Below are 26,793 nucleotides of genomic sequence, written 5' to 3' on the forward strand. Positions count from 1 at the left end.
CGATCGGGCCACCCACACCAGCTACCACCCACTGCTAGTCAACCCCGCTTAAGAAGGAGCGATGAACATGGTCAAGAGGCAGATTCCTCAGCCGTCCGAGATCTTCGAGCTGATGAAGTTCAAGAAGTTCGAACTCGACCCGAAGAAGCGTCGCTTGGAGAACGCGCTGACGATCGAGGACCTGCGCAAGATCGCGAAGCGCCGGACCCCGGCCGCGGCGTTCGACTACACGGATGGGGCCGCCGAGGGTGAGATCTCGATGGAGCGCTCGGTCCAGTCCTTTCGCGATATCGAGTTCCACCCCTCGATCCTCAAGGACGTCACGAACGTCGACACCTCGACCCAGATCATGGGCGGCAGCTCGGCCATGCCCTTCGGCATCGCGCCGACCGGCTTCACCCGACTCATGCAGACCGAGGGTGAGACCGCCGGCGCCGGCGCCGCGGGGGCTGCGGGCATCCCGTTCACGCTCTCGACGCTGGGCACGACGTCGATCGAGGACGTCAAGAAGACCAACCCGCACGGGCGCAATTGGTTCCAGCTCTATGTGATGAAGCAGCGCGACATCTCCTACGGCCTCGTCGAGCGGGCGAAGAACGCCGGGTTCGACACTCTCTTCTTCACCGTCGACGCTCCCGTCGCCGGTGCCCGACTGCGCGATACGCGCAACGGCTTCTCCATTCCGCCGCAGCTGACCCCGCAGACGATCCTCAACGCGATCCCGCGGCCCTGGTGGTGGTGGGACTTCCTGACCACCCCGAAGCTCGAGTTCGCGTCCCTGTCGGAGACCGGCGGCACCGTCGGCGAGCTCCTCGATTCGGCGATGGACCCCTCCATCAACTTCGATGACCTCGCTGAGATCCGCGCCATGTGGCCCGGCAAATTCTCCGTCAAGGGCGTGCAGACGCTCGAGGATGCGAAGAAGCTCGCCGACCTCGGCGTCGATTCGATCGTCCTGTCCAACCACGGCGGACGTCAGCTCGATCGCGCGCCCGTTCCCTTCGAACTCCTCCCCGAGGTGGCTCGTGAGATCGGCAAGGACGTGGAGATCATCATCGACACCGGAATCCGCAACGGCGCCGACATCGTCGCGTCGTTGGCGCTGGGCGCTGACTTCACGCTCATCGGCCGCGCCTACCTCTTCGGCCTCATGGCCGGCGGTCGAGCGGGAGTGGACCGGACGATCGAGATCCTCGGCGAGCAGGTCGAGCGCACCATGCGCCTGCTCCAGGTCGCCGATGTCTCCGAGCTCAACCCGTCCCATGTGACCCAGCTGCGTCAGTTCAACCGCGACGAGCGCGCGGAGATCATCAGCTCCCGACCGGTCAAGGGCTGATTCGCCGAGGCGGCCCCGCGGCTGGCAATCAGATCACCGAGGCGGCCCCGTCCGGAGAGCCCAAAGGGCTCCATTGGCAGAGAACGGGCGGCCGGCAGCGAAAGAAATCTTCGCTGCCGGCCGCCCGTTTCGTGTTCAGGTGCTCACTTGCCGAATTCGTCCTCGATGCGGTCGAGGACGTTCGTGGCGGAGTAGTAATCGAGGCGGAATGAGTCGAGGCCCATCGCAAAGACGGCATCGTTCTTCACCGCTGGTGTGCTCTCGACCAGAGAGTTCTTCGCATACGAGGCGGCGGCCTTCTCGTTCGCGTTGAACAGGAACACGGATTCGCCGGTGACGGCCTTCGACAGGTTCTCACCGGTGACTTCGACGATATCGGCGCGTTTGCCCATCTCGCCCTGGCCGGCTGTGCCTTCGGGGACCTCGGCGAGTTCGAAGCCGACCTCTTGGAGGAGCTTGCCCTGCGCGGATTCCGGTGTCCAGATGTTCGCGCTCGCCCCGGACCCACCGCCCTTGGCCTTCTCGTTGAAGATCATGCCGGTGACCGGCTGCTTCGGGGCATCGATGGCGGATTTGACCTTCTCGGCGCGCGAACCGAATTCGTCATTGCCCTTCTTCGCCTCATCCTCGTGGCCGGTCATCTCACCGAGCTTAGTCGTGACCTCCTGCCAGTCCTTGTCGCCGTAGTCGATGACGACGGTCGGGGCGATGTCGCTGAGCTGATCGTAGATGGCATTCGCCGAGTCCTGGCCGGTCTTCGAGACCACGATGAGATCGGGTTCCTCGGCGAGCACGGCCTCAACATCGGGGTCGCCCTGGTAGAGGGCTTTGACGTCCTTCTCCTTCGCGGTGTCGCTCCACTGCGTGAAGAAGCCTTGGTCGTCGGCGACGGGGGAGTTGGGCACGGTGGCGCCGGAGGCAGTGACCGGTGCGTCGACGGCGAGGAGGGTGCCGGTGAGGGTCACCGAAGTGGAGACGATCGATTCGGGTGCTTCGTCGATGGTCACTTCGTGGCCGGCATCGTCCGTGATGGTCAGGGGCCATCGACCGTCGGCGGTGGCGTCGCCATCGCCGGAGTCGGAAGAGTCGGACCCTCCGCAGGCGCTGAGGCTGAGAGCGGTGATGAGTGTGACTGCGGCAAATACGCGTGTGCTGCCGAGTTTGACGCGGGACATAGGGGCCTTTCGAGAATGATTGCTTGAGAAGATGAGCCTAACCTAAGTTAGCCCGTGATACTGCATTCGTGATGAGACTCCGCGAAAGATGCGGTGTGTCGAGCGAGGTGAGTGCTTAGGGTAGGCTCATCTGTGTGAATCTGACGTTGAAGAATCGGGCGGTCGCAGCGGCCGCCTCCGCACTGACTCTTGCCCTGCTCGCCACCGGCTGTGCTGCCGAGGACGACAAAGGCGCCGATGGGGATGCCAGTAACAAGGACGTCGCCGTCGGCGGCAAAGACTTCGGCACTGCTGATGAGGAGACCGCGAAGCTCGGCAGCGATGCCGAGGCCGGGGTCTTCCCGCGAACGGTCACGCATGCCAACGGCACGACCGAGATCGAGAAGAAGCCCGAGCGAGTCGTCGTTCTCGACACCGGAGAGCTCGACGATGTCCTGTCGCTGGGCATCACACCCGTCGGCATGGTGACGACCGAAGGCGCCAGTCCGGTGCCGAGTTACCTCGAAGACCAGGTCGAGGGAGTCGAGACGGTCGGCACGATTCAAGAGCTTGATCTCGAGAAGATCGCCTCGCTCGAACCCGATCTCATCCTCGGCAGTCAGCTTCGCGCCGACAAGCTCTACGACGAGCTCGACTCGATCGCCCCGACGGTGTTCTCCATCCGTCCGGGATTCCCGTGGAAGGAGAACTTCCGCCTCGTCGGTGAGGCGATGGGCATGGAAGACGAGACGACGAAGGAACTCGAGGACTACGCTCGTGAGGCCGGTGACCTCAAGGACTCTGTCGACGGTGATCCGACGATCTCACTCGTGCGCTTCATGCCCGAGCGCCTGCGCCTCTATGCGAATCAGTCGCTCATCGGAGTCATCCTGAGCGACGCGGGTTTCAAGCGCCCGAAGAATCAGGACGTCGATGAACTCGCCGTCGAGATCTCCCCGGAGAACCTCGACCAGGCCGCCGGGGACTATGTCTTCTACACCAGCTACGGCGACCCTGGTGCCACAGGTGAGACGAAGGCGCTCGAGTCGAGCCAGTGGCAGGGGCTCGACGCGGTCAAAGAGGGCAGAGCCATCCGCGTCAACGATGATGTCTGGTTCCTCGGCCTCGGGCCCACCGGAGCAGGTCAGATCCTCGACGATCTGGAGGACCACCTCGGCGATTGAGTCGAATCCTCAGCTCCCCGAAGTCGCTCCTCTAGTCAGTGATCCGTGAGTTGAGCTGATCGATGAACTCATCTGCGGCGGCGAGCTGACGTGCGAGTCTGCTGCGGCGTTCGTGAGCATCATCGAGAAACTGCGCCAGCTCATTCGCTCCATCGGCCCGGGACGGCTCGCTTCCGCGAGCACTCTCCAGTGCCCGGAGCAGGTCACCCATCTGCTCCAGCGAATACCCCAGCGGCTTCATCCTGCGAATCAGCATCAGCTGGTCGTGATCGTCTTCCGTGTAGAGGCGGAAACCTCCCTCCGACCTGCCCGAAGGAGTCAGCAGGCCGATCTGGTCGTAATGGCGAATCGTCCGCAGCGACAGCCCCGTGCGTTCAGCCAGCTCTCCGATGTGCATCATTCCGGTCTCGGCCATCGACACTCTCCTCAATTCACGCCAACCCTTACGTTACGTTAAGGTTGATTCCGGCGCCCGTATGGCGGCGCGGTGCGTTCCCGGATTTCACCTTTCGCGTGAAGCGGGAGCATGCCGAACTCGCGCAGGCGCATCCCTCTTTCAGATGGTGTCACACCTGACGTGCTCCCGGACTTGGAGGCTCAAACATGACGACGACCACGACCACCGCCGACGACCGGAGCCGCTACCTGCCCGACCCCTCGGTGGCGACCGCACTGAAGACTCCGCGCCTACTCGTGCGAGAAGTCCTGGCGGGACTGGTCGTTGCGCTGGCGCTGATCCCTGAGGCGATCTCGTTTTCCATCATCGCCGGCGTCGACCCGAAATTCGGCCTGTTCTCCTCATTCATCATGGCCGTGACCATTGCCTTCGTCGGCGGACGCCCGGCGATGATCACCGCCGCGACCGGTGCGGTCGCGCTCGTCATCGCGCCGGTGGCCCGTGAATACGGAATCGACTACTTCATCGCCACCGTCCTGCTCGCCGGAGTGCTGCAGATCGTGCTCGCCGTGTTCGGTGCCGCGAAGCTGATGCGTTTCATCCCCCGCAGCGTCATGGTCGGATTCGTCAACGCTTTGGCGATCCTCATCTTCTCGGCGCAGCTCCCACAGCTGATCGATGTGCCCTGGATGGTCTACCCGCTCGTCGCAGTCGGTCTGGTCATCATGATCGTCATGCCGAAGATCACCAAGGTCGTCCCCGCTCCGCTGATATCGATCATCATCGTCACCGTCGCAGTCGTGGCCTTCGCGCTCAACGTCCCCACCGTCGGCGATCAGGGGGAGCTGCCCCGCAGTCTGCCGGAGCTGTTCATCCCCGGCGTCCCCCTGACCTGGGAGACGTTGACGATCATCGCCCCCTACTCTCTGGCGATGGCCCTCGTCGGACTCATGGAATCACTGATGACGGCGAAGCTCGTCGACGATGTCACAGACACGCATTCGAACAAGACCCGCGAAGGTTGGGGCCAGGGAGTGGCGAACATCCTTTCAGGGTTCTTCGGCGGCATGGGCGGATGCGCCATGATCGGCCAGACCATGATCAACGTCAAAGCCTCCGGCGCCCGCACCCGCATATCGACCTTCCTCGCCGGGCTGTTCCTGTTGATCCTCGTCGTCGCGCTCGGCGACATCGTGTCCGACATTCCGATGGCGGCCCTCGTCGCCGTGATGATCATGGTCTCGGTCGGCACCTTCGACTGGCACTCAATCAGGCTCGCCACGCTCAAGCGAATGCCCAAGAGCGAAACTGCCGTCATGGTCATCACCGTCGCCGTGGTCGTCGCGACTCACAACCTCGCCATCGGCGTCGTCGTCGGGGTGTTCGTGGCCTCTGTGATGTTCGTCCGTCGCGTTGCCCATCTCATCGACGTTCGCCGTGAGATCCAGGTGCAGGGTGATCAGAAGGTCGCGCGCTATGCAGTCGAAGGGCAGCTGCTGTTCGCCTCCAGCAACGACCTGACGACACTGTTCGAATACGCTGACGATCCGGATCGGGTCGTCATCGATTTCACGAAGTCGCATATCTGGGACGCGTCGACCGTCGCCGCTCTCGACACGATCGAGACGAAATACGAGCAGCACGGGAAATCAGTGGAGTTCGTCGGCATGAACGACTTCACGACTGCGTTCCATGCTCGCCTCACAGGCGGTCTCGGCGGTGGCCACTAGTGGTTTGTCGCCCTCTGTCCTCTGTCCGGCTCTGACAGGCTGCAGGGCCGGCGGGGCTGGGCCTGCGGTCATTGCGTGTCGAAGGCGAGTTCGCACGTCTGCGGTCGGCTGCAAAAAGAATTTCTCTCCCGCCGGAATAAAACGGCCCTCAGCAAAGTTGAGTCTGGTGTACGCAACTTTGATGAGGTCGACTTGACGGTCGAAACCTCGAAGAGAATACTTGAGTCCAGTTGGCTCAATGTGTGCGGTCGAGTGGTTCTGACTCAAGAACCGGAGCCGCCCGATCGCACACATTCGAGTCGCAGGAACTCACGAACAAAGGAGAGAACACTATGGCACGTGCAGTCGGAATCGACCTCGGAACCACGAACTCCGTCGTTGCCGTCCTCGAGGGCGGCGAGCCGAAGGTCATCGCAAACGCCGAGGGCGGTCGCACGACCCCGTCCGTCGTCGCGGTCAACAAGAACGGCGACTCCCTCGTCGGTGAGATCGCCAAGCGCCAGGCCGTCACGAACATCAAGAACACCGTCGCATCGGTCAAGCGCCACATGGGCACCGATTGGTCCACCGAGATCGGCGGCAAGAAGATGACGGCTCCCGAAGTCTCGGCCCGCATCCTCCAGAAGCTCAAGCACGACGCCGAGGAGTACCTGCAGGAGAAGGTCACCGACGCGGTGATCACCGTTCCCGCATACTTCAACGATGCTGAGCGCCAGGCTACCAAGGACGCCGGTGAGATCGCCGGCCTCAACGTTTCGCGCATTATCAACGAGCCCACCGCTGCCGCTCTGGCCTACGGCCTCGAGCGCGGCAAGGAAGACGAACTCATCCTCGTCTTCGACCTCGGTGGCGGAACGTTCGACGTCTCGCTGCTCGAAGTCGGCAAGGACGAAGACGACTTCTCCACCATTCAGGTCCGTGCGACCTCGGGTGACAACCGCCTCGGCGGTGACGACTGGGATCAGCGGATCGTCGACTGGCTGGTCGAGCAGGTCAAGAACAACTACGGCGTGGACCTGACCAAGGATGCCACCGCTCTGCAGCGCCTCAAGGAAGCCGCTGAGCAGGCCAAGAAGGAACTGTCCTCGGCTACCAGCACGAACATCTCGCTGCAGTACCTGTCGATGAGTGAGAACGGACCCATCCACCTGGATGAGACCCTCACCCGGGCGAAGTTCGAGGATCTGACCAAGGACCTCCTCGAGCGCACCAAGGCTCCGTTCCACGCTGTGATGAAGGATGCCGGCGTGTCCGTTAAGGACATCGACCACGTCGTCCTCGTCGGCGGATCGACCCGCATGCCCAGCGTGACCCAGGTCGTCACCGAACTCACCGGAGGCAAGGAGCCCAACAAGGGCGTCAACCCCGATGAGGTCGTCGCAATCGGCGCCGCCGTGCAGGCAGGTGTCCTCGTGGGTGAGCGCAAGGACGTTCTGCTCATCGACGTCACCCCGCTCTCGCTCGGACTCGAGACCAAGGGCGGCGTGATGACGAAGCTCATCGAGCGCAACACTCCGATCCCGACCAAGCGTTCGGAGACCTTCACCACCGCAGAGGACAACCAGCCCTCCGTGTCGATCCAGGTCTTCCAGGGTGAGCGGGAGTTCACTCGCGACAACAAGAACCTCGGCACTTTCGAGTTGACCGGTATCGCTCCGGCTCCGCGCGGTGTGCCGCAGATCGAGGTCGCCTTCGACATCGACGCCAACGGCATCGTCCACGTGTCTGCCACCGACAAGGGCACCGGCACCGAGCAGTCGATGACGATCACCGGCGGTTCCGCGCTGCCGAAGGAAGACATCGACCGCATGGTCCGTGAGGCCGAGGAGCACGCAGAAGAGGACAAGAAGCGCCGTGAGGCTGCCGACGTCCGCAACAATGCGGAAAACCTCGCCTACCAGACCGAGAAGCTGCTGACCGACAATGCCGACAAGCTGCCGGAAGAGCTCAAGACCGAGATGCAGGGCGATGTCGACGCCGTCAAGGAAGCCCTCAAAGGTGAAGACGACGACGCCGTGAAGAGCGCCTACGACAAGCTCGTGGAGAACCAGCAGAAGATCGGCGAAGCCATCTACAGCCAGCAGGGCGGTGCCGAAGGCGCCGAAGCTGCCGGTGAAGGTACCGCCGATGCAAGCGCAGACGACGATGTCGTCGACGCCGAAGTCGTCGACGATGAGGATGAGGAGAAGAAGTAATGACTGCCGAGGGCAACGACAAGTCGTCCGAGGAGCCAGGCTTCACCTTCAGCGACAAGCGCCGGGTCGATCCGAACACCGGTGAGGTCCGTCCCGAGGCCGACGCCCAGTCGGCCTCGGCCGGGGCCGACTCAGCGTCGACCGCGGATCCGAACGCCGAACAGGCAGCCGATGCCAGCGACCTCGGTGTGGACATCCCCGCCGATGCTTCGGGGCTTGAGGACGTCGAACCGGAGGCCGAGCCCGAACCGGGTTCGGACGCGGCGGGCTACCTGGCCGACCTCAAGCGCATCAACGCCGAGTATGCGGCCTACCGGATGCGCGCCGACCGCGAACGAGAGCGTGCGGCCCTCGGCGGCACGATCAAGGCCGTCGAGGCCCTGATTCCCGTGCTCGACGAGGTCAAGCTCGCTCGCGAGAACGGCGATGTCAGCGGGCCTTTCGAGACCCACGTGAACAAGCTGGTCGAATCGCTGAACAAGATCGGCGTCGAACAGTACGGCGAGGTCGGCGACGAGTTCGACCCGAACATCCACGAAGCGCTCATGCAGCAGCCGTCGGATGAGGTCGAGAATCCGACGCTCTTCCTGGTCATGCAGCCGGGCTACCGAATCGGGGAGCGCATCATCCGCGCCGCCCGCGTCGGTGTCCAGCAGCCGGAGGACTGAACGACAACGATCGCCGAGGCGGCCGTCCGCCCCGTACGCCGGTTCACCGACGTACGGGGGCGGGCAACCGCCTCGGCGGCGGTCCGGATCTTCGGGGCAGTGCCCCGGGGCTGCGGATTGTGAGAGGACAAGTGAATACCGTGATGACAGGATTGATTGGAAGGAAAGGAGGTGCCAGGTGAATACCGGACCTCAGAATGATTGGTTCGACAAGGACTTCTACAAAACCCTCGGCGTCTCCAAGGACGCTTCCGATGCCGAGATCAAGAAGGCCTACCGCAAACTCGCGCGCAAGTACCACCCGGACGCCAACCCCGGGGATGAGAACGCCGAGGAGAAGTTCAAGGAGATCGGCCAGGCCCACCAGGTGCTCTCCGACAAGGAGTCCCGGGCTCAGTACGATCAGGTCCGTGCCATGGGCGGCGGTGCCCGGTTCAGCGCCGGTTCCGGTGGACCCGGCGGGGCTGCCGGCGGCGGATTCGACGATGTGTTCTCCGACCTCTTCGGAGGCGGCGGACGCACCAGGACCCGCACGACCTACACCGGTGGGGGAGACGTTCCCCCGGACCTGGCGGATCTGCTCGGCGGATTCGGCGGAGGTTTCGGCGGTGGCGGTTACGGCGGCTACCAGCCTCCGGTCAAGGGCGGCGACATCAAGTCGAGTACGACGCTGTCGTTCACCGAAGCGATCAACGGTGCCTCGGTGAAGCTGAACATGCCGGGTGGGAAGCCGCTGACCGTGCGGACACCGATCGGGGTCAAGGACGGGCAGAAGATCCGCCTGGCCGGCAAGGGCAAGACCAGCCCCAACGGCGGCGAGCCCGGTGACGTCATCCTCACCGTGCACGTACGCCCGCACCCGGTCTTCACCCGCGATGGTGACAACCTGAGGGTTGAGCTGCCGATCAGCTTCGACGAGGCGGCTCTCGGCGCCGAGGTCAAGGTGCCGACCCTGGGCGGAACGCCCGTCAAGGTCAAGGTCGCACCGGGGACACCCTCGGGACGGACCCTGCGCGTGCGGGGCAAAGGTGTGAAGACGAAGAAGGGCACCGGCGATCTGCTGGCGACAGTTCAGATCGTGGTGCCGAAGAATCTGTCCAAGGAGGCCAAGGCTGCGGTCGAGTCGTTCAGGACTGCGACCGAGGGTGAAGACCCCCGCGCCGGCCTCCTGGACAAGGCCAAAGCCAGTTGAGGTGATGAAACACAATGCACATGCACATTTCGTCGAGTGCTGCGGTGTATGTCATCTCGGTGGCGGCGGATCTGGCGGGTATTCACCCGCAGACCTTGCGGCAGTATGACCGACTGGGTCTCGTCTCTCCGGAACGCACTGCGGGCCGGGGCCGGCGTTATTCCGGGAAGGACATCGCCAAGCTGCGACTGATCCAGCAGCTGTCGCAGGACGAGGGAGTCAACCTCGTCGGGATCAAGAAGATCATCGACCTGCAGAATCAGGTCGATGCACTCAGGAGCCGCAATGAAGAACTCGAGGACGAAGTTCGGGCACGCAGGTCGGCACAGGAACGCGATGCGCGCGTCTTCGCGGCCGGCACCGTGGGCGGAGACGTCGTCTCGATCTCGCGGGGACGTCGCCCGCAGGGCCGTCCGGAACCAGGAGCCCTGGTGCTGTACAACCGGTACCGGCGCGGCTGATCCTGACGGGGAATGGCTGGGACGCTGAGAACAGCGCCGAGGCGGAGTGCGAACCGAACTTTCGGTTCGCACTCCGCCTTTTCGCGTTACTCGACGAATCCTGTTCATTGCGGCGTGTAAAAGTACAGATGCTGTGCGACACTGACTCTGTGAACGAGAAAGAGAAGGTTCAACAGGTCGCCGACAGGGCCGATTCGGCGGCCCAGGAAGCCGCGGACAGCCGCTGGTTCGAGCGTGTGGCCCGCGCGGGATTCATCGCCAATGGATTGGTCCACGCGATCCTCGGTGCGACGGCAGTGACGATCGGCCTGGGGCAGGGCGGCGGCGAAGCCGACCAGGCCGGAGCGGTCGGACAGATCGCTTCGCAGCCCTTCGGCATGGTGCTGATCGTCATCTGCTTCCTCGGCTGTGCGCTGATGGCGTTGTGGTGCTTGGTCAACGCGTTCTTCGGTGCGTCGTCGCTGCGCGGTGCCGGAACTCGCGACCCGCAGGAGAAGCAGGGGAGGAAGCAGTGGATCGACTTCTTCTCGACGGTCGGTTCTGCCATTGCCTATGTGGTGGTTGCCGCGACCTTCTCCCAGTTCGTCTTCGGCGGAGGATCCGACTCTGGCAAGGCGAGTTCACAGGCCTCGGCGACCGTGGCGAAGGCTCCGGGCGGACTGTATATCCTCATGGCTGCCGGCGCCGTGATTGCGATCATCGGCATCGTGTTCTGTATCAATGGTCTGCGCCGGAAGTGGAAGGATGAGCTTCGTCGGCCGCGCAGCGCGTTCACCCGCTTCCTCGTCGGTTTCACCGGTGTTGTCGGGTATCTGGGCAAAGGTGCGACTTTGCTGTCGGTGGGCACCCTCATCGTGGTGTCGGCAGCGACCGGCGACCCGGAGGAATTCACGGGAATCGACGGAGCGCTCAAGGGCATGCGCGACCAGCCGTTCGGGCCGTATCTGCTGTTGGCAGTGGGCCTTGGCTTGGTTCTCTACGGCGTATTCCTCGCGCTGCGCTCGAGGTACGACCGCATGGATTGAGCAGTCTTCTGTTGCGCGGCAACTGGCGCAGCGCCCGCAATGTCCCCTGCCGACATCTGCTCGAAACAGAAACTGACACGTGCGGAAACAATCGACTGCGAACATGATTCCTGATCGCACTCGCCGCACGAGTCAGGAAACCACGATGACGCTGTCCGCAAGCAGGACCACACCGCCTCCCGCGACCCGGAACGAAGCGAAGCTCGCCGCCTCGGAGAGCCTCGAGGACTACACCCTGCGCTTTGCCCCCAGGTCCTACTGGAAATGGGCCCCGGGAGTCGTAGCGACGAGCGCATTGGGCGGCATCGCCTACCTCGCCGACTTCTCGACCGACCGTCTCGGCGAACACGTACTGCCCGCGGACGCTCCACGCAGTCGTGGGGACGCCCCATGCGATGGTGCGGGGGCCTCGCGCGTTCCCACGAAAGGCTGAGGGAGCTGATGCATTTCACACCGGCTGACACCGAGAAGCTCCTCCTGTCCGTGGCAGGAATGGTCGCCCGAGATCGTCGGGAACGCGGGATCGCGCTCAACTATCCGGAGACGGTCGCGCTGCTGAGCACATGGGCGATCGAACGTGCCAGGGAAGGTGCGAGCGTCGAGGAGCTCATGACCACCGGGCGCGAGGTCCTCACCCGCGACGACGTGCTCACAGATGTCGCAGACATGCTCGGCGACGTCCAAGTGGAGGCGACCTTCCCCGACGGTCGCAAGCTCGTGACCATCCACAACCCCATCGACTGAAAGATCCGACAGTGACAGGTTTACGTGACCGCGGACCGGGCGCCGTGAGGGTCAGCGCCGGAGAGCGCGAACTCAATGTGCGCGCCGACCCTGCCGAGACGGCGACGCTGACGGTCGAGAACACCGGAGACCGGCCGGTCCAGATCGGCTCGCACATCCATCTTCCCGACACGAACCCGGCGCTCGCCTTCAACCGCAGCCGGGCCGAGGGCTTCCGCCTCGACATTCCCGCCGGCACCTCCCTGCGGTTCGAACCTGGAGCGTCCCGCACCGTGCCGATCGTCGCCCTGGGCGGACGCCGACTCGTGCCCGGAATCGGACTGCCCGACGCTGCGGCGGGTGATCGCTGATGGCACGATTGTCGACCGACCGATATGCCGCGCTCTACGGCCCCAGCCTCGGCGATCAGCTGCGCCTGGGGGACACAGACCTGTGGATCGAGATCGAGGAGGACCGGACCGCAGGCGGCGACGAATCGGTCTTCGGAGGAGGGAAATCGATCCGCGAATCGATGAATCAGGGGACGACGACGACCGCCGAGGGGGCGCCCGACACGGTCATCACGAACGCCGTGGTGCTCGACTGGTGGGGGATCGTCCGGGCCGATGTCGGCATCCGTGAAGGCAGGATCGTCGCGCTCGGACGGGCCGGAAACCCCGACATCGCCGATGGTGTGCATCCCGAGCTGCGGATCGGTCCGTCGACTGACATCATCTCCGGTGAGGGACGCATCCTCACTGCCGGCGGCTTCGACTCCCACGTCCACCTGCTCTCACCGTCCCAGCTGCACGAGGCGCTCGCCACCGGCATCACGACCGTCGCCGGCGGCGGCACCGGGCCCTCCGAGGGCAGCAAGGCCACGACAGTGACACCCGGTCCGTGGCATCTCGGGGCGATGCTCCGCGCCCTCGACGACATCCCGATGAACGTGCTTCTGCTCGGCAAAGGCAATACCGTGTCCGCCGCGGGGCTGGCCGAGCAGGCGCTCGGCGGAGCCGCCGGCTATAAGGTCCACGAAGACTGGGGTGCGACGCCGGCCGCCATCGACGCAGCCCTGACCGCAGCCGACGATCACGGCCTGCAGGTGGCGCTGCACTCGGACTCCCTCAACGAGGCAGGATTCGTCGAATCGACGATCTCCGCGATCGGCGGACGCAGCATCCACGCGTTCCACGTCGAGGGGGCCGGTGGAGGCCACGCCCCCGACATCCTGTCGATCGCGGCTCTGGAGAATATCCTGCCGGGGTCGACGAACCCGACCCTGCCGCACACCGCGAACACGGTCGCCGAGCACCTCGACATGCTCATGGTCTGCCATCACCTCAACCCCGCAGTGCCCGAGGACCTCGCGTTTGCCGAGTCCCGGATTCGGGCCACGACCATTGCGGCGGAGGACCTGCTTCACGACATGGGCGCACTGTCGATCACCTCCTCCGACGCTCAGGCGATGGGCCGCATCGGCGAGGTGATCACCAGGACCTGGCAGGTCGCCCACGTGATGAAGCACAGGATGGGCGACCTCGGTGAGTCCCTGCCCGCGGACAATGAGCGAGCTCGCCGCTACGTCGCCAAATACACGATCAACCCTGCGATCGCCCATGGGGTGGATGCCTACATCGGGTCGATCGAGGCGGGGAAGACGGCCGACCTCGTGCTGTGGGATCCGCGCTTCTTCGGAACCCGCCCGGACCTCGTCATCAGAGGCGGGTCGATCGCCTGGGCGGGACTCGGTGACCCGAACGCCTCCATTCCGACACCGCAGCCTGTCCTCATGCGGCCGACCTTCGGCGCCGACGACGGGGCCCGGCTGTCCGTGTCCTTCACGGCACCGGCCGCCGTCGAATCGGGCCTACGAGACCGGCTCGGTCTCAGCCGTGACCTCAAGCCCGTCGCACCGACCCGAGACATCGGCAAGAAGGACATGCGCTGCAATGATGCGCGCCCGGACATCGACATCGACCCCGACACCTTCGCCATTGCGATCGACGGTCAACCCGTCACCGCTGCGCCGGCGCAGACGCTTCCCCTCGGCCGTCTCTACCAGATGTTCTGATGCTCGTGAACTCCATCGACCTTCCCGCCCGCACCAACGCTTCGGCGACCCTGGCGATGCTGCTCGCGGACTCGCGACTGCCGGCCGGTGCTCATGTGTCCTCGAACGGAGTCGAGGCCGGTCTGCGACGTGGCTTGGACCCCGGCGAGATCGCCGACTACATGCGCGCCCGAATGGCCACGGTCGTGCGCGTCGAAGCGGGTGCGGCCGTGATCGCCAGGCACCTGACAGAACACGGACCGTTATCAGCGGCCGGGATCGTCATCGACCGCCTCGGCGACCTCGAAATCGAATGGGCCGCCCGGACGCCGAGCCCTGCTCTGCGGGACATCGCCATCGCACTCGGTGCCGGACTGGCGAGAATCGGGCAGAGGATCTGGCCGCAGACCGCCGAGGTGCTCCGAACGCGGCCCCTGCCCCGCCCCATCGTGCTCGGCATCATCGCCGCCGGAGCCGGCATCGGGCCCGACGACCTCGTGCGCCTCGTCGCCTACGACGACGCACAGACCGTTGCCGCCGCCGTACTCAAACTCGAACCCACTGACCCCATCCGCGTCACCGAATGGGTGCTCGACGCCTGCGCGGCGATCGAGGGATCCGTGTCCGAACTGTCCCGACTCACCCGCACTGAGGCGCTTCCCGCAGCGGGTGCTCCATTGATCGAGGACTGGGCGGAGGTCCAGTCCTTGTTGCCGAGGAGGCTGTTCCGTGCCTGAATTCCCACCTTCCGAAAGGGCCCTGCGACTCGGGGTTGCCGGTCCTGTCGGAACCGGAAAGAGTTCGCTGATCGCGCTCATCTGCCGAGCGCTGGCCGATGAGATCCGCATCGGCGTCATCACCAACGACATCTACACCGATGAGGACGCTCGGCTCCTCCGTTCAGCCGGGGTGCTCGACCCCGACAGGATCCGGTCAGTCGAAACCGGGGCCTGCCCCCATACTGCGATCCGCGACGATGTGACGGCGAACCTGCAGGCGGTCGAACGGTTGGAAGGCGACTACTTCCCACTCGACCTCGTCCTCGTCGAATCCGGGGGAGACAATCTTACGGCCACGTTCTCGCCGGCGCTCATCGACGCGCAGATCTTCGTCCTCGACGTCGCCGGCGGCGGGGACGTCGCCCGCAAGGGCGGACCCGGAATCGCCCGCGCCGACCTGCTGGTGGTCAACAAGACCGACCTTGCCGAGTACGTCGGCGTCGACGTCGAACTGATGGTCGCTGATGCCACCGAGGCGCGTGAGGGCGGGCCGGTCCTCGCTCTCTCCCGCAGAGACGAGTCCTCCATTGCGCGGCTGCGCCAATGGCTGCTCTCGCTTCTGAGCGATCATCGAGCCGGGGCGCATGAACCGCAGGACCCGGGGCCGATGGCTCCCCACTTCCACGCCGACGAGGACGGAGGATACGTGCACAGTCACGAAAGTGCAGATGACGCGCACGACCATCGACACGAACCGGTATGACGACGATCGCGGTCACCGAGGCGGCGCCGGGCGGACGGCTGAAAGTTCGACTTGCTCCGGGACTGCTGCAACCGAGGCTGGTGACCCGGACGGCAGGATTCGCGCATGTCGCGCTCGTTGCGGGAGGGGCGACCCTCCTCGGCGGTGATTCGGTGTCGATCAGGGTCGAAGTCGGCGCCGGATGCACACTGCGGATCGAAGACATCGGTGGCACGGTCGCCTATCCGTCGACGGGAAGGCTGTCCGAATGGACTGTCGATGCGGTCGTCGGTGACGGGGGCGTCCTGGTGTGGGAGTCGTTTCCCTTCGTCGTCGCCGACCGCGCCCATGTCAGACGCCGCACCACCGTGCGCAGGGGTGCAGATGCGCAGGTGTGCCTGCGCGAGACCCTTGTGCTGGGGCGGACCGGAGAGGCCGGCGGCAGAATCGTCAGCACCACTGATATCCGGGACGTCGATGGAACGCCGTTCTTCGTCGAAGAGCTGTCCCTCGACGGAGGCCACCCACAGCCGGGTGTGCTGGGGCAGTCGCGGGTCCTCGACACGGCGATCATGATCGGCGCCGAACCTGAGGCGGAGGCGACGCCGACCGGTACGCACGAGGGACATGTGTTGGTCCTCGCCAGGCCCGGTGCCGTGGCGAGAGCGATCGGCTCGGCAACCCATGCGGCACACGTCGACGACCGGTGGCGGCGTTGGACGAACAGAGCAGAACGGAGAACAGAGTGACGAGTGAAATGACCCAGACGCAACTGACCCGAACACGCGGTGCGATGCTTCCCCACGTCTTGACGCTGGCAGGCATCGCGATCATCGGAGGTGTGCTGGTGATCGTCTCGCTGCGGGAGACCGCCCCAACTGTGGCGTGGGGCCTTGCGCTGACTGCGGTGCTGCTGGGAGCGCGACATGCCTTCGACGCCGATCACATCGCCGCCATCGACAATGTCACCCGTCGCATGTCGGCGAAGGGAACGCCTGCCGGCACTGTCGGGTTCTGGTTCTCCCTGGGGCACTCGTCTGTCGTCGTGGTCACCGGTGTGCTCGTCGCGTTCGGGGCAGGGCTGGCTCTCGACCTCGTATCGGAGGAAGATTCTGCCGCACGCTTCGGCCTCGGACTCTGGGGACTGTCCTTCGCAACCTTCGTCGTCGCCGTCTTCGGCATGCTCAATCTGATTTCACTCGTGAAACTGCTGCGTGGGACCGACGACGATGCGGCGAAGGGGCCCAAGGGGCCGCTGACATCGGCGTTCGCCCGTGTCCTCGACACTGTAGACCGCCCTCGACATATGTTTCCCATCGGTTTGCTCTTCGGCCTCGGCTTCGACACTGCGGCGACGATCGGCCTGATGATCGCGGCAGGGACGACGGCTGCAGGCTCGTCGCCCACGCTGGCGCTGTCGCTTCCGCTGCTGTTCGCGGTGGGAATGGCCGCGTGCGATACGGCGGACGGCCTGTTCATGTCGAAGCTCTACGGCTGGGCATCGCGGGGCGCCGACCGCTTCCGCGGATACAACATCGTCATCACCGGCTTGTCCGTGCTCGTCGCGGGGCTGGTCGTCGTCGCCGGTGTCGTCGAGGTGGGTGCGGAGACCGGGACGTTCGTCCTGCCCGAGCTCGATACGAGCTACCTGGGAATCGTCGCCACAATCCTGTTCGTCATCATCGCAGCAGCGGCCGCCCTCACGCTCCGGAGGGTGAGGGCCGACCGGCCCGACCGATCCATCGTGGCGAATGTGACCAGCAGAGGCGAGCATGACCAGCAGAGGCGGGGCGTGGCCGGCTGAGACTGGACCTGACCCAACTGAGGCGAGGCGAATCGGGCCCCGGCAGTTGAGGGGAAAAGAGAACAGAAGAAGAGCGCGAACCCGGCTCGGGTTCGCGCTCTTCTCTATGGGGACTGCGGATCAGCGAGTCCTGAGGATCAGGCTGTTCTGAAGATCAGGCTCAGAACTCTGCGGGGTCCTGGGCGACCTTCTTGCGGCGCATGGTCATGGCAACTGCGACTCCACCGATGAGGAGGAGGCCGGCGCCGCCGACGAGGCCGGTCAGCTCGGTACCGGTGCGAGGCAGGTCGCCGCCGTTGCCGGCATCTGAGTTGTCGCCATCGTCGTTGCCGTCTTCATCGCCGTCGCCGCCACCGGCGTTCGGGTCGTCCTCGACCGAGAAGTCACCGGTCAGTTCGTCATCGCCGCAGGTGACGGTGACATCGTAATCGCCGATGTAGGCCGAGGCGTTGGAGGCGCTGGTGCCGTAGACGTTGACGTTGGCCTTGCCTTCGTCGTCAGCCTGGACGGTCTCGTCGAAAGCGGTGACGCTCGACTCGCCCTTGGGGTTGACGAGGAAGCGAACGTCTTCACCGGGCTCGCAGTTCTCGACGGCGAGGGTGACGCCCTTGTCTTCCTTGACGAAGTCAGCGGGGGTGATCGACTCGGGGGAGACGGTCAGCTTGGCTTCTTCAGCAGGAGCGGTGGGCTCTTCGGTCTCATCCTCGGTGATGGTGAAGTCCTGAGCCGGGGAGTTGGTCTCGGTCTCCTGGTCGACGCCCCAGACGGAGTAGTCGCCGGCCGGAAGTGCTTCGTCGCCCTCGAACTTCAGGGTTGTTGCGGCGATCTTTCCTTCGGCGTCTGCTGTGACTTCCTGGGTCGCGAACGGCGACGTCGCGTTGCCGCCGACGACGGTGACCTTGCCGTTCGGGGTGAAGCCCTCGCCGGTGACCTCGATGCCGTTCTCGTTGAATTCGCTCTGCGAGATCTTGTCGGTGTTGAGCGAGACCTTCGGGTCGACCTCGGGAGCCTCGGGCTCGTCGGATTCGCCGGCGTTGACTTCGAAGCTCATCTGGAAGGAGATGTTGTTGTCTGCACTGTCGGTGACGACGACGTCGTAGGTGCCGACGAATGCCGGGTCATCCGCGCCGTAGATTTTGTGCGAGAGGGCACCTTCAGCGTTGGTGGTGGAAGTCGTCTCAAGCGCTTCGACGTTCTGACCACTGGTCGGCGTCACAGTGATTGTGTAGTCATGTTCAGCCTCGAGGCCGGCACCGACGATGTCGACACCCTTCTCAGCGTTGCCGAAGTCAGCCTGCGACAGCTTTTCAGTGGAAAGGCTGACCTCCGCCTCGTCCGCTGCCTGAGCTTTTGCAGTGCCAGCCTGAGCCTTAAGAGCGGCAGGTGCCGCGGTGGGCTGGGTATCGGCCGACGGAGCCGAGGCAGGAGCCTCAGGGGCAGCGATGACTGGGGATGCGGCCAGGCCGGTGATGGCGATGGCCACCGCGGGTGCGAGGGCGAGCTTCTTCATGTATTTCCTTCGAAAATTACAGCTGAGTGTGAAGTATTACGAATGTAACGGTAATGCAACATTCACCACACACATAGTTGTGGTCGTTTTGTTCAGCACTGACTTCGGCCCCGTCGCAGAGTTCATTTTCCATTCACCTGGAAGCACCGATTCGTCTCGGACGGCAGAACAGACGAAGGGGCGGCTCAGTGTGTGCTGAGCCGCCCCTTCGTCTGTCGTTCCAGGCTGACCGCCTGGCTCGGATCAGAAGCTCGTCGGAGTCTGTCCGAACTTGTTCTTGCGGCCGGTCAGTGCGATCGCAGCACCACCGACGAGGAGGAGCAGGGCTCCCGTCGTCAGTCCGCCGAGGTCGGCACCGGTACGCGGCAGCTGGCTGCCGTCGTCTCCGCCGTTTCCGGCATTTCCGTTGTCGCCGCCGTCAGATCCGCCGCCATTGGCGCCACCGGTGACTGTGAAGGAGTCTTTCATGGTGTCGTCACCGCAGGTCGCGGTTGCGGTGTAAGCACCGACGTAGGCCGAGACATCCGACGAGGTGCCGAAGACGTTGACCGAGGCATTGCCTTCGTCATCAGCCGTGACGGTGTTCTCGTACGCCGTGACGTTGATGCCCTTCGGGTTGACCTCGAAGTGGACATCCGCACCGGGCTCGCAGTTCTCGACGGCGAGGGTGACGCCCTTGTTCTCATTGGCGAAGTCCGCGGCCTCGATCTTCTTCGGGGAGACCGTGAAGGATGCATCGGCGGGAGCTTCGGTCTCACCGTCGTCCCCGTCGTCGCTGCCATCCTTGCCATCGTCATTGCCGTCTTCGTTGCCGTCGTCCCCATCATCGTCTCCGTCTTCGGCGACAACGTTGATGTTGCCCTCGAGGGTCTCCGACTCGGTGCCTTCACGGTCGATGGTGACGGTGAACGGAACCTTGCCGACCTCGAGGTTGTCGGGGTTGCCCTCGTACCAGAGGTTGAGCTCGTAGTCACCGTCGGCTTCTGCCGTCTCGGTCTCTCCGGTGAGGGAGTCCGTGATCTTGTCACCCTTCTTGACACCGGAGACAGTGACCGTCACGCCCTTTTCCCTGTTGGCGAGATCCTCGGCAGTGATCTCCTTCGGATCAACCTTGAGTGAGGCATCGATCGGTTCAACAGCGTCGTCTTCGGTGACGGTGAAGTCCTGAGCCGGGGACTCGGTTTCGGTGTCCTGGTCGACGGCCCAGACGGAGTAGTCGCCGACGGGGAGTTGGCCGTCGCCCTCGAATGTCAGGGGTGCGGAGACCTTTCCTTCGTCGTCGGCTTCGACTTCCTGAGTTGCGAACGGCGACGTTTCGTTGCCGCCGACGACGGTGACCGGGCCGTTCGGGGTGAAGCCCTCGCCGGTGACCTTGATGCCGTTGTCCGCGAACTCGCTCTGTGTGAACTCATCGGCGTTGAGCGAGACCGTCGCATTGACCGTCTCGTTCTTGAGGAGTGAAACCTCGGCATTCTCAGTGGTCGACGGGACGCCTTCCCGCTGCACCTGGACTGCGAAAGACACCGACTCCTGCGTGACTTCCTTGGCAGAACGCAGCTTCATCGTCGCGGACGAACCCTGAGCGGTCGTGGCCGGGCCGGTCAGGCCGGACTGGGCCGAGACCTTGTCGCCTTTCTCCAGGCCGGAGACCTTGACGGTCACGCCGTTCTCGTGGAGCTCTTCGGCGGTGACTTCATCCGAGGTCACTTTCACCGAGGCGTTGATCGGGTTGGCCTTGTCCTCGGACTTGTCGTCGTCCTCGGCGTCCTTGTCCTCGTCCTTGGGGGCAGGAGCGGGCTTCGGATCGACCTTCTTCGGAGGCGCCTTCGCCTCGTCCTTCTTATCCGCTTTGTCCTCGGCGGCCTTCTTATCATCCGCCTTCTTCTTGTCAGCGGCCTTCTTGGCGGCTTCGGCTTTCTCCTTGGCCTTCTTTTCTGCAGCCGCTTTCTCTGCCGCTGCGTTCTTCTCGGCTTCGGCCTTCTCAGCTGCGGCCTTCTTGGCCTCTTCCTTCTTGGCCTTGTCGGCTTCGGCCTTCTTCTGCTCGGCAGTCTGCGTGGTTGCCGACTGAGCGGACGCCGATTCCGCGGCGGCGACCGGGCTCGCGACAAGCCCGGTGAATGCGAGCGCGACTGCCGGCGCGAGGATGATCTTTTTCATGGGTGTGCCTTCAATCTCTGTGGCGAGGGGTGTGATACGGCACTCATCCTAGGTTCTGAGGGTTTTCCAAACTATTTCTGTACGTTTTGTTCAGGTGTAATTGCTGTAACGCTTAGGTGAATTCCTTTTACCGTTTCGTGACCTACTGGTCGGTAAAGGAATGACTGTCGGGGCCGCCTCGGCGAGAGGAATCGTCGCCCGCGCCAACTCAGCGGTTCCGAGCTAGACCGGCCACGCCTCGGCGCGGATCTGCTTGCGCTGTTCGACGGTCGGCACACGGACGGTCAGAGCCGCGGGGGCGACCTCCATCTCGAGGTACGACGACTGACCCAGCGGATCCCCGTCGAGCTGGATATCAACGTCATCACAGGCTTCGATGACGACCTTGCGGCACTTCCGGATGTTCGTGTGCAGCCCGCGTGAGGCCCGCCGGCCGGCGATCGATGCGAGCACCCCGACCCATTGGCCGAGGTTCTTCGGGCTGACGATGAGCACATCGAGCATGCCGTCGTCGATGACTGCCTGCGGCAGCAGCTGGATGCCTCCCTGCAGACGGCCGCAATTGCCGCCGAGCACCGAACGGACCCTCGCCGAGACCCGATATTCGTCGTCGAACGTGACCTTGACATGACTGGGTTTGCCGGTGAGTTTCCGTGATCCGGCTTCGACGTAGGCGAGCCAGCCGAGGCGGGCCTTGAGGTCGTCGCTGGTGTCGGCCATGACCGCGGCGTCGAAGCCGAGCCCGGTCATCACGGTGAAGATATGGGTATCGCCGTCCGGATCGGTCTTCGCCGTCCCCACGTCGATTTCGCGATTGCGTCCCCACAGGGCGATCCGCAGCGCCCACTCGGTCTTGTCGAGGACGAGGTCGATATTGCGGGCGAGCAGATTCCCGGTCCCCAACGGCACGATCCCCATCGGGGTCGATGTCCCTGCCAACGCCGAGGCGACAGCGCGGATGGTGCCGTCCCCGCCGGCGGCGATGACGACGTCGACCCCCTCGTCGAGGGCGCGGACCGCGGCCCCTTCGCCGGTGTCCTCAGGGGTGGTCTCGAGCACGAGTGGAGGGTTCCATCCCTCGAATCGGCAGATCGCCTCGGCGGTGGAGGCCAGGTTGTGCACATCGGTCTTCGTGGGGTTGACGATGAGCGCGGCACGGTACCGGGCGGCGTCATCGACCACCTCGTCGGAGAGGTTCGCCGGGTGGGCGCGTCTCATCGTGCTGAGCGTGCGTCGCACGCCGGTGCGACGGCCGATGAGGAACGCGGCCGCGAGCACAGCGAGAGCGCCGATGATGATGACCCAGGTCATCAGGGGATCCAACTCGATGATCATGGCCCAAATGTACAGTGCGGAACTCAAATGCGAGCTGAGGGTCGAATATCGAAAACACGCCCGGCCCGTTAAGCTGAGAGGGTGATCGATCTAGCGCTTCTCAGAGACAACCCGGCCCTGTTCAAGGCATCGCAGGAGGCTCGCGGGGCATCCGTCGAGCTCATCGACGAGGTCATCGCCGCCGATTCCGCTCGTCGTGCGGCCATCACCGCGTTCGAAGACGCACGTGCGGATCAGAAGTCCTTCTCCTCCCAGATCGCAAAAGCGCCGAAGGAAGACAAGCCGGCACTCATCGCCGAAGGCAAGGCGAAGTCCGAGACCGTGAAGTCGCTGTCGGCCGAATCCGAAGAAGCCACGTTCGCCTTCGACCAGCTCGTGTCGAAGGTCCCGAACCTCATCATCGACGGCATCCCTGCCGGCGGCGAAGAGAACTTCGCGACGCTCAAGACCGTGGGCGAGCCCCGCGACTTCACCCCGGACGGCTTCCAACCGCTCGATCACCTCGAGATCGGTGAGAAACTCAAGGCCATCGACACCACCCGCGGCACGAAGGTCTCCGGTTCGCGTTTCCACTACCTCACCGGCTTCGGCGCGAAGCTGGAGATGGCTCTGCTCAATCTTGCGCGCAATGTCGCCGAGGAGGCCGGGTTCAACCCGACCATCACGCCGACCCTGGTCCGCCCCGAGGTCATGCGCGGCACCGGGTTCCTCGGTGAGCACGCCGACGAGGTCTACCGTCTCGAAGCCGACGATCTGTTCCTCGTCGGCACCTCCGAGGTGCCGCTGGCCGGCTACCACATGGACGAGATCATCGACCTGACCGACGGTCCGCTGCGCTACGCCGGCATCTCCTCCTGCTACCGCCGCGAGGCCGGCTCGTACGGGAAGGACACCCGCGGAATCATCCGGGTCCACCAGTTCCAGAAAGTCGAGATGTTCGCCTACGTTCCGGTCGAGGACGCCGAAGCCGAACACGAGCGGATGCTGTCGCTCCAGGAGAAGATGCTCGGACTGTGCGAACTGCCCTACCGGGTCATCGACACCGCTGCCGGCGACCTCGGCGATTCCGCCGCCCGCAAGTTCGACTGCGAAGCCTGGGTGCCGACTCAGGGCACCTACCGTGAGCTGACCTCGACGTCGAACTGCACGACTTTCCAGGCTCGCCGCCTGCAGATCCGCGAACGCCGTGACGGTTCGACCCGCCCGGTCGCCACCCTCAACGGAACCATGGCCAACACCCGCTGGCTGGTGCCGATCCTCGAAAACCACCAGCAGGCAGACGGTTCGGTCACGGTGCCCGAGGCACTGCGGCCCTACCTCGGCGGGATGACCGCGCAGGGCCCGGAGGGACCGCGCTACTGAGGCCGGACCCGGTCACGGGGCACTGACCGTTTCGGGGGACTCAGCGGAACTCGGCTCTTCTCGGTTGGTTTCGGCCGCCTCGGCGCCGGGAAGAACGAAGACAAGAAGATTGACGCATACGTTGGGAGACACCTTGACCCCGCACCTCATCGCACTCGATGTCGACGGCACGATCGTCGGTTACGACGGATCTCTGTCGGAGTCGGTGAGGCAGGTGCTCGATCGGCTCGCCGAGGAGGGCCACCACCTTGTGATCTCCACCGGCCGTGCCCTGCCGGGCGCGCTCGAGGTCGTCCACGCGCTCGATCTCAAGCACGGATTCGTCGTGTGCTCGAACGGGTCCGTCGTCGTCCGCCTCGACCCGGAGCTGCCGTTGGGGTGGGAGATGCACCATGTGGTGTCCTTCGACCCGAAGGATGCGCTCGAGCAGATGCACGCGGCGCTGCCGACGGCGCTGTTCCTCGTCGAGGATCCGGACCTGCACCGGTGGGCGTCCGGAGCGTTCCCGGTCGGTGAGCTCGCCGAGTCCGACACGCTCGACATCGTCGACTTCGACGAGCTACTGACCAAGCGGGCCACCCGCATCGTCATGCGCGAGGTCAACGGCACCGCCGAGGAGTTCGCGGCCGCCGTGGACTCGCTCGGACTGCATGAGGTCAGCTACTCGGTCGGCTGGAGCAACTGGCTCGACATCGCCCCCGACGGGGTCTCGAAGGCCAGCGGGCTGGAGATCGTGGCCGACGAGCTTGGGATCGAACATGCGCACACCGTGGGCGCCGGAGACGGACTCAACGATCTCGAGATGATCGAATGGGTCGAGCACGGAATCGTCATGGGCCAGTCGAAGGACGAACTCAAGGTGCTCGCGAGCGTGGTCACCGATTCGGTCGCCGACGACGGCCTGGCAGTGGCGTTGGTCGACTACTTCGGCATGGACACTGCACTTCTCGAAGCAGAGGGCACCACCAACACCCGCCCCTAACTACTACCTGACGGCGGCCCAGCAACCTCGCGCGAGGTTGCTGGGCCGCCGTCACGTAGCAATTGGGACTAGTTGGGGCGGGCGTCCAGGACGGCGTCGAGGTAGCGGGCGACTCCGTCGTCGTCGACTTCGTCGGTGACCGCCGCGGCAATCGCCTTGACCGAACCCAGTGCATTGCCCATCGCGACTCCGTGCCCGGCCCACGACAGCATCTCGACGTCGTTGGGCATGTCCCCGAACGCCATCACCTGCGACCGCCCCACGGCGAGGTGGTCGCACAGGTCCTCAAGCGTCTTCGCCTTCGTGATCCCGAACGGGGCGAGTTCGACGAGCCCGTTGTCCGGCTCGGAGAACGAGGCATGGCAGGTGCCGTCGACGAGCGGATCGATGAGGTCGTGCATCGCCTGCGAATCGCTCGTGGCCAGACGCACCAGCACCTTGACGACGTCTTCGCCGGCGAGTTCGGAGACATCATCGATGATCCGGGCCTCTCGCGGCCGCCCGGTGACGAATTCCCGGTCGATGAAACCGCCGTTGAGGGTCTCGTAGGCGAACCGGGCCTCGGGATGGTCGACGCGGACAGCCGCGATGATCTCCGTCAGCGACTGTGCGTCGATGGTGTGGGCATCGACGATGGACTGAGAGGCGATGTCATAGACGACCGCTCCGTTGAGGCACACGACCCGTCCGAGGTCGGGGATCTGCTCGGCGATCGGCGCCAACCACCGCATGGGCCGCCCGGTGACCGGAACGAAGGGGATTCCCGCGTCCTGGCAACGGTGGATCGCATCGATCGTGGCCGTCGAGATCGGCTTCCAGTTCAGCAGCAGAGTCCCGTCGATATCGCTGGCGACAAGGCCGAGGTCGAAGTCGTCGGGCGGCAGGATGTCGGGGCTGATCGGAGGTCTCATGATGCCTCCACCCTAGCGAGAATCTCCCGCGCCCGCCCCAGCAGCTCCTCGGCGTCCGTGATGAATCGAACCGTGGCCTCCGCACTCGAGTCGATCGACCGGCCCGTCGGCACCTCCGACCGTGCCATCGACGCCGCGAGCACCGCCTCACCGACCTTCGACGAGGCCTTCGTCAGCAGCTCCGGCACGTCGCCGACGACCTGCCGGGTGGGCCCGGGCACCACCTGACCGGTGACGGGACAGCGGGCGTGGAGGGTCGCCGTCAGGCCGTCGACGACATCGACGAGTGCGTTGAGCCGGTGGGTGCCGTCGACGATGACGTCGACCGGATCCGTCGCCGAGGCGGTTATGTCCTCGCCGTCGGATGTGTCCGCCGAGGCGGCTGACGAGGTAGTGCTGCCACCGGAGTCCCGTGCTTCGTGGAGGGCCACCGCGGTGGTGTAGTACCGGTCGACGGCGCGGATGAAGCGGTCACGGTTGTGCCGCCACAGACCGGTGCCGAACCGGTCATCGTCCCTGACCGCGGTCGTCGCCTTCTTGCGCAGACCGGAGAAGAAGCGCTTCACAGATAGTTTCCGGTGCCGGGGTCGTCGCGATCCGACTCCTTCTTCTCACCCGGCTGTCCCTCGGCCGGTGTCATCCCGGGCGGAACCATTCCCGGAGGCAGCTGACCGCGACCGGCCATCTGCTGGGCCATGGCCTGTTGAGCCGCGATCGCCGTCTGGATGCCGTGGAAGAGACCCTCTAACCAGCCGACGAGTTGGGCCTGAGCGATCCGCAGCTCCGACGTCGTCGGGGGACCGTCGGCCGAGTCGAAGGGCAGGTCGAGGCGTTCGAGCTCCTCGATGAGATCCTTCGACAGGCCCTCTTCGAGTTCGTCGATGGACCGACGGTGGATCTCGGCGAGACGTTCGCGTCCCTTCTCATCGAGCTCGGTGCCGCGGACCTCGTCGAGCAGCTGCTTGACCATGGTGCCGATGCGCATCACTTTCGCCGGCGACGAGACATCCGCCTGAGACTGTTGCGCCCGCGCCAGACCGGACTGCACACTGTCGGCGTTCGCCGCACCGTCTGTGTTCGCAGCATCCCCGGCGCGCATCTCACCCGCGGAGTTCCGGACGCCGTCGGCGGAGTCGGGAGTCTCACTCATCGG

Annotated in this window: 25 protein-coding genes and 1 pseudogene; 18 read left to right on the forward strand and 8 right to left on the reverse strand. The window is 64.7% G+C overall.

Going from position 1 to position 26,793, the window contains the following annotated elements; translation table 11 throughout:
• Window positions 1-67 precede the first annotated feature (67 nt).
• Window positions 68-1,336 (forward strand): alpha-hydroxy acid oxidase, encoded by a 1,269-nt coding sequence (locus BLIN9172_RS07515; RefSeq protein WP_101554577.1) that lies wholly within the window; start codon window positions 68-70, stop codon window positions 1,334-1,336.
• Window positions 1,337-1,479: 143 nt separating this feature from the next.
• On the opposite strand, the gene fepB is transcribed toward BLIN9172_RS07515, so the two are convergent.
• Window positions 1,480-2,511, reverse strand: coding sequence for a Fe2+-enterobactin ABC transporter substrate-binding protein (fepB, locus tag BLIN9172_RS07520; RefSeq protein ID WP_101554499.1), 1,032 nt, complete (start codon window positions 2,509-2,511; stop codon window positions 1,480-1,482).
• Window positions 2,512-2,645: 134 nt separating this feature from the next.
• Here fepB and BLIN9172_RS07525 point away from each other — a divergent pair, with 134 nt between their 5' ends.
• A complete protein-coding gene (locus BLIN9172_RS07525; RefSeq protein ID WP_308297947.1) occupies window positions 2,646-3,674 on the forward strand; it encodes an ABC transporter substrate-binding protein in 1,029 nt (342 codons plus the stop codon).
• 31 nt (window positions 3,675-3,705) lie between these two features.
• Here the strand turns inward: BLIN9172_RS07525 and BLIN9172_RS07530 are convergent, their stop codons facing one another.
• On the reverse strand, window positions 3,706-4,089 hold the full coding sequence (locus tag BLIN9172_RS07530; protein WP_101554501.1) for a MerR family transcriptional regulator: 384 nt from the start codon (window positions 4,087-4,089) through the stop codon (window positions 3,706-3,708).
• A gap of 188 nt (window positions 4,090-4,277) precedes the next feature.
• On the opposite strand from BLIN9172_RS07530, the gene BLIN9172_RS07535 reads away from it, so the two are divergent.
• From BLIN9172_RS07535 to BLIN9172_RS07600, 14 genes and pseudogenes are all read left to right on the forward strand, one after another.
• Window positions 4,278-5,801 carry a SulP family inorganic anion transporter gene (locus BLIN9172_RS07535; protein ID WP_101554502.1) on the forward strand — a complete coding sequence of 508 codons (1,524 nt, stop codon included), beginning with the start codon at window positions 4,278-4,280 and terminating at the stop codon, window positions 5,799-5,801.
• A 332-nt stretch (window positions 5,802-6,133) separates the two neighbouring features.
• A complete protein-coding gene (gene dnaK, locus BLIN9172_RS07540; protein WP_101554503.1) occupies window positions 6,134-7,996 on the forward strand; it encodes a molecular chaperone DnaK in 1,863 nt (620 codons plus the stop codon).
• Complete coding sequence (locus BLIN9172_RS07545) at window positions 7,996-8,664, forward strand: nucleotide exchange factor GrpE (RefSeq protein WP_101554504.1); 669 nt, start codon at window positions 7,996-7,998, stop codon at window positions 8,662-8,664. Before dnaK ends, BLIN9172_RS07545 begins: the two co-directional genes overlap by 1 nt.
• Window positions 8,665-8,842: 178 nt before the next feature.
• Window positions 8,843-9,856, forward strand: a complete 1,014-nt coding sequence (locus BLIN9172_RS07550) for a DnaJ C-terminal domain-containing protein (RefSeq protein ID WP_101554505.1) — start codon at window positions 8,843-8,845, stop codon at window positions 9,854-9,856.
• A gap of 20 nt (window positions 9,857-9,876) precedes the next feature.
• Window positions 9,877-10,317, forward strand: a complete 441-nt coding sequence (locus tag BLIN9172_RS07555; RefSeq protein WP_170286915.1) for a heat shock protein transcriptional repressor HspR — start codon at window positions 9,877-9,879, stop codon at window positions 10,315-10,317.
• 149 nt (window positions 10,318-10,466) lie between these two features.
• Window positions 10,467-11,342 carry a DUF1206 domain-containing protein gene (locus BLIN9172_RS07560; RefSeq protein ID WP_101554578.1) on the forward strand — a complete coding sequence of 292 codons (876 nt, stop codon included), beginning with the start codon at window positions 10,467-10,469 and terminating at the stop codon, window positions 11,340-11,342.
• A 145-nt stretch (window positions 11,343-11,487) separates the two neighbouring features.
• Window positions 11,488-11,670: pseudogene (locus BLIN9172_RS07565) on the forward strand (hypothetical protein); the annotation flags it as partial.
• Between the two features lie 113 nt (window positions 11,671-11,783).
• A complete protein-coding gene (locus BLIN9172_RS07570; protein ID WP_101554507.1) occupies window positions 11,784-12,086 on the forward strand; it encodes an urease subunit gamma in 303 nt (100 codons plus the stop codon).
• A gap of 11 nt (window positions 12,087-12,097) precedes the next feature.
• Entirely contained in the window at window positions 12,098-12,436 is a 339-nt protein-coding gene (ureB, locus tag BLIN9172_RS07575) for an urease subunit beta (protein ID WP_101554508.1), read from the forward strand.
• Window positions 12,436-14,139: an urease subunit alpha gene (locus BLIN9172_RS07580; protein ID WP_101554509.1), complete on the forward strand. Its 1,704-nt coding sequence runs from the start codon at window positions 12,436-12,438 to the stop codon at window positions 14,137-14,139. The genes ureB and BLIN9172_RS07580 overlap by 1 nt, the downstream gene beginning before the upstream one ends.
• Window positions 14,139-14,855: an urease accessory protein UreF gene (locus BLIN9172_RS07585; protein ID WP_101554510.1), complete on the forward strand. Its 717-nt coding sequence runs from the start codon at window positions 14,139-14,141 to the stop codon at window positions 14,853-14,855. The genes BLIN9172_RS07580 and BLIN9172_RS07585 overlap by 1 nt, the downstream gene beginning before the upstream one ends.
• Window positions 14,848-15,600 carry an urease accessory protein UreG gene (gene ureG, locus BLIN9172_RS07590; protein WP_101554511.1) on the forward strand — a complete coding sequence of 251 codons (753 nt, stop codon included), beginning with the start codon at window positions 14,848-14,850 and terminating at the stop codon, window positions 15,598-15,600. The genes BLIN9172_RS07585 and ureG overlap by 8 nt, the downstream gene beginning before the upstream one ends.
• On the forward strand, window positions 15,597-16,328 hold the full coding sequence (locus BLIN9172_RS07595; protein WP_101554512.1) for an urease accessory protein UreD: 732 nt from the start codon (window positions 15,597-15,599) through the stop codon (window positions 16,326-16,328). The genes ureG and BLIN9172_RS07595 overlap by 4 nt, the downstream gene beginning before the upstream one ends.
• An 8-nt stretch (window positions 16,329-16,336) precedes the next feature.
• A complete protein-coding gene (locus tag BLIN9172_RS07600) occupies window positions 16,337-17,383 on the forward strand; it encodes a HoxN/HupN/NixA family nickel/cobalt transporter (RefSeq protein ID WP_101554513.1) in 1,047 nt (348 codons plus the stop codon).
• 160 nt (window positions 17,384-17,543) lie between these two features.
• Here BLIN9172_RS07600 and BLIN9172_RS18075 read toward each other — a convergent pair whose 3' ends face one another.
• The 3 genes from BLIN9172_RS18075 to BLIN9172_RS07615 form a co-directional block, all read right to left on the reverse strand.
• Window positions 17,544-18,893, reverse strand: coding sequence for an LPXTG cell wall anchor domain-containing protein (locus BLIN9172_RS18075; RefSeq protein WP_101554514.1), 1,350 nt, complete (start codon window positions 18,891-18,893; stop codon window positions 17,544-17,546).
• Between the two features lie 243 nt (window positions 18,894-19,136).
• Window positions 19,137-21,050 carry a hypothetical protein gene (locus tag BLIN9172_RS07610; RefSeq protein ID WP_101554515.1) on the reverse strand — a complete coding sequence of 638 codons (1,914 nt, stop codon included), beginning with the start codon at window positions 21,048-21,050 and terminating at the stop codon, window positions 19,137-19,139.
• Window positions 21,051-21,272: 222 nt separating this feature from the next.
• Window positions 21,273-22,385, reverse strand: coding sequence for a diacylglycerol/lipid kinase family protein (locus tag BLIN9172_RS07615; protein ID WP_240812130.1), 1,113 nt, complete (start codon window positions 22,383-22,385; stop codon window positions 21,273-21,275).
• An 81-nt stretch (window positions 22,386-22,466) separates the two neighbouring features.
• Between BLIN9172_RS07615 and serS the strand changes: the two genes are divergently transcribed.
• Both serS and BLIN9172_RS07625 read left to right on the forward strand, forming a co-directional pair.
• Window positions 22,467-23,747 (forward strand): serine--tRNA ligase, encoded by a 1,281-nt coding sequence (serS, locus tag BLIN9172_RS07620; RefSeq protein ID WP_101554516.1) that lies wholly within the window; start codon window positions 22,467-22,469, stop codon window positions 23,745-23,747.
• A 109-nt stretch (window positions 23,748-23,856) separates the two neighbouring features.
• The gene (locus BLIN9172_RS07625) at window positions 23,857-24,729 is read left to right on the forward strand and encodes an HAD family hydrolase (protein ID WP_240812129.1); all 873 of its coding nucleotides are present in this window, start codon (window positions 23,857-23,859) and stop codon (window positions 24,727-24,729) included.
• 68 nt (window positions 24,730-24,797) lie between these two features.
• On the opposite strand, the gene BLIN9172_RS07630 is transcribed toward BLIN9172_RS07625, so the two are convergent.
• From BLIN9172_RS07630 to BLIN9172_RS07640, 3 genes are read right to left on the reverse strand one after another with little or no spacing between them, the layout of a single operon-like run.
• Window positions 24,798-25,640 carry an HAD family hydrolase gene (locus tag BLIN9172_RS07630; RefSeq protein WP_240812128.1) on the reverse strand — a complete coding sequence of 281 codons (843 nt, stop codon included), beginning with the start codon at window positions 25,638-25,640 and terminating at the stop codon, window positions 24,798-24,800.
• Entirely contained in the window at window positions 25,637-26,206 is a 570-nt protein-coding gene (locus tag BLIN9172_RS07635; RefSeq protein ID WP_101554517.1) for a hypothetical protein, read from the reverse strand. The genes BLIN9172_RS07630 and BLIN9172_RS07635 overlap by 4 nt, the downstream gene beginning before the upstream one ends.
• Window positions 26,203-26,790, reverse strand: a complete 588-nt coding sequence (locus BLIN9172_RS07640) for a proteasome activator (RefSeq protein WP_276608162.1) — start codon at window positions 26,788-26,790, stop codon at window positions 26,203-26,205. Before BLIN9172_RS07640 ends, BLIN9172_RS07635 begins: the two co-directional genes overlap by 4 nt.
• Window positions 26,791-26,793: the final 3 nt, after the last annotated feature.

This window comes from Brevibacterium linens ATCC 9172, from assembly GCF_900169165.1.
In the GTDB taxonomy this organism is placed as follows: domain Bacteria; phylum Actinomycetota; class Actinomycetes; order Actinomycetales; family Brevibacteriaceae; genus Brevibacterium; species Brevibacterium linens.

Coding starts and splice junctions, on each gene's coding strand:
- BLIN9172_RS07615 (WP_240812130.1), bottom strand. CDS start 22,385: ATGATCATCGAGTTGGATCCCCTGATGACCTGGGTCATCATCATCGGC.
- BLIN9172_RS07545 (WP_101554504.1), top strand. CDS start 7,996: ATGACTGCCGAGGGCAACGACAAGTCGTCCGAGGAGCCAGGCTTCACC.
- fepB (WP_101554499.1), bottom strand. CDS start 2,511: ATGTCCCGCGTCAAACTCGGCAGCACACGCGTATTTGCCGCAGTCACA.
- BLIN9172_RS18075 (WP_101554514.1), bottom strand. CDS start 18,893: ATGAAGAAGCTCGCCCTCGCACCCGCGGTGGCCATCGCCATCACCGGC.
- BLIN9172_RS07535 (WP_101554502.1), top strand. CDS start 4,278: ATGACGACGACCACGACCACCGCCGACGACCGGAGCCGCTACCTGCCC.
- BLIN9172_RS07515 (WP_101554577.1), top strand. CDS start 68: ATGGTCAAGAGGCAGATTCCTCAGCCGTCCGAGATCTTCGAGCTGATG.
- BLIN9172_RS07580 (WP_101554509.1), top strand. CDS start 12,436: ATGGCACGATTGTCGACCGACCGATATGCCGCGCTCTACGGCCCCAGC.
- dnaK (WP_101554503.1), top strand. CDS start 6,134: ATGGCACGTGCAGTCGGAATCGACCTCGGAACCACGAACTCCGTCGTT.
- BLIN9172_RS07585 (WP_101554510.1), top strand. CDS start 14,139: ATGCTCGTGAACTCCATCGACCTTCCCGCCCGCACCAACGCTTCGGCG.
- BLIN9172_RS07630 (WP_240812128.1), bottom strand. CDS start 25,640: ATGAGACCTCCGATCAGCCCCGACATCCTGCCGCCCGACGACTTCGAC.
- BLIN9172_RS07530 (WP_101554501.1), bottom strand. CDS start 4,089: ATGGCCGAGACCGGAATGATGCACATCGGAGAGCTGGCTGAACGCACG.
- BLIN9172_RS07640 (WP_276608162.1), bottom strand. CDS start 26,790: ATGAGTGAGACTCCCGACTCCGCCGACGGCGTCCGGAACTCCGCGGGT.
- BLIN9172_RS07570 (WP_101554507.1), top strand. CDS start 11,784: ATGCATTTCACACCGGCTGACACCGAGAAGCTCCTCCTGTCCGTGGCA.
- BLIN9172_RS07610 (WP_101554515.1), bottom strand. CDS start 21,050: ATGAAAAAGATCATCCTCGCGCCGGCAGTCGCGCTCGCATTCACCGGG.
- BLIN9172_RS07595 (WP_101554512.1), top strand. CDS start 15,597: ATGACGACGATCGCGGTCACCGAGGCGGCGCCGGGCGGACGGCTGAAA.
- BLIN9172_RS07555 (WP_170286915.1), top strand. CDS start 9,877: ATGCACATTTCGTCGAGTGCTGCGGTGTATGTCATCTCGGTGGCGGCG.
- BLIN9172_RS07600 (WP_101554513.1), top strand. CDS start 16,337: ATGACCCAGACGCAACTGACCCGAACACGCGGTGCGATGCTTCCCCAC.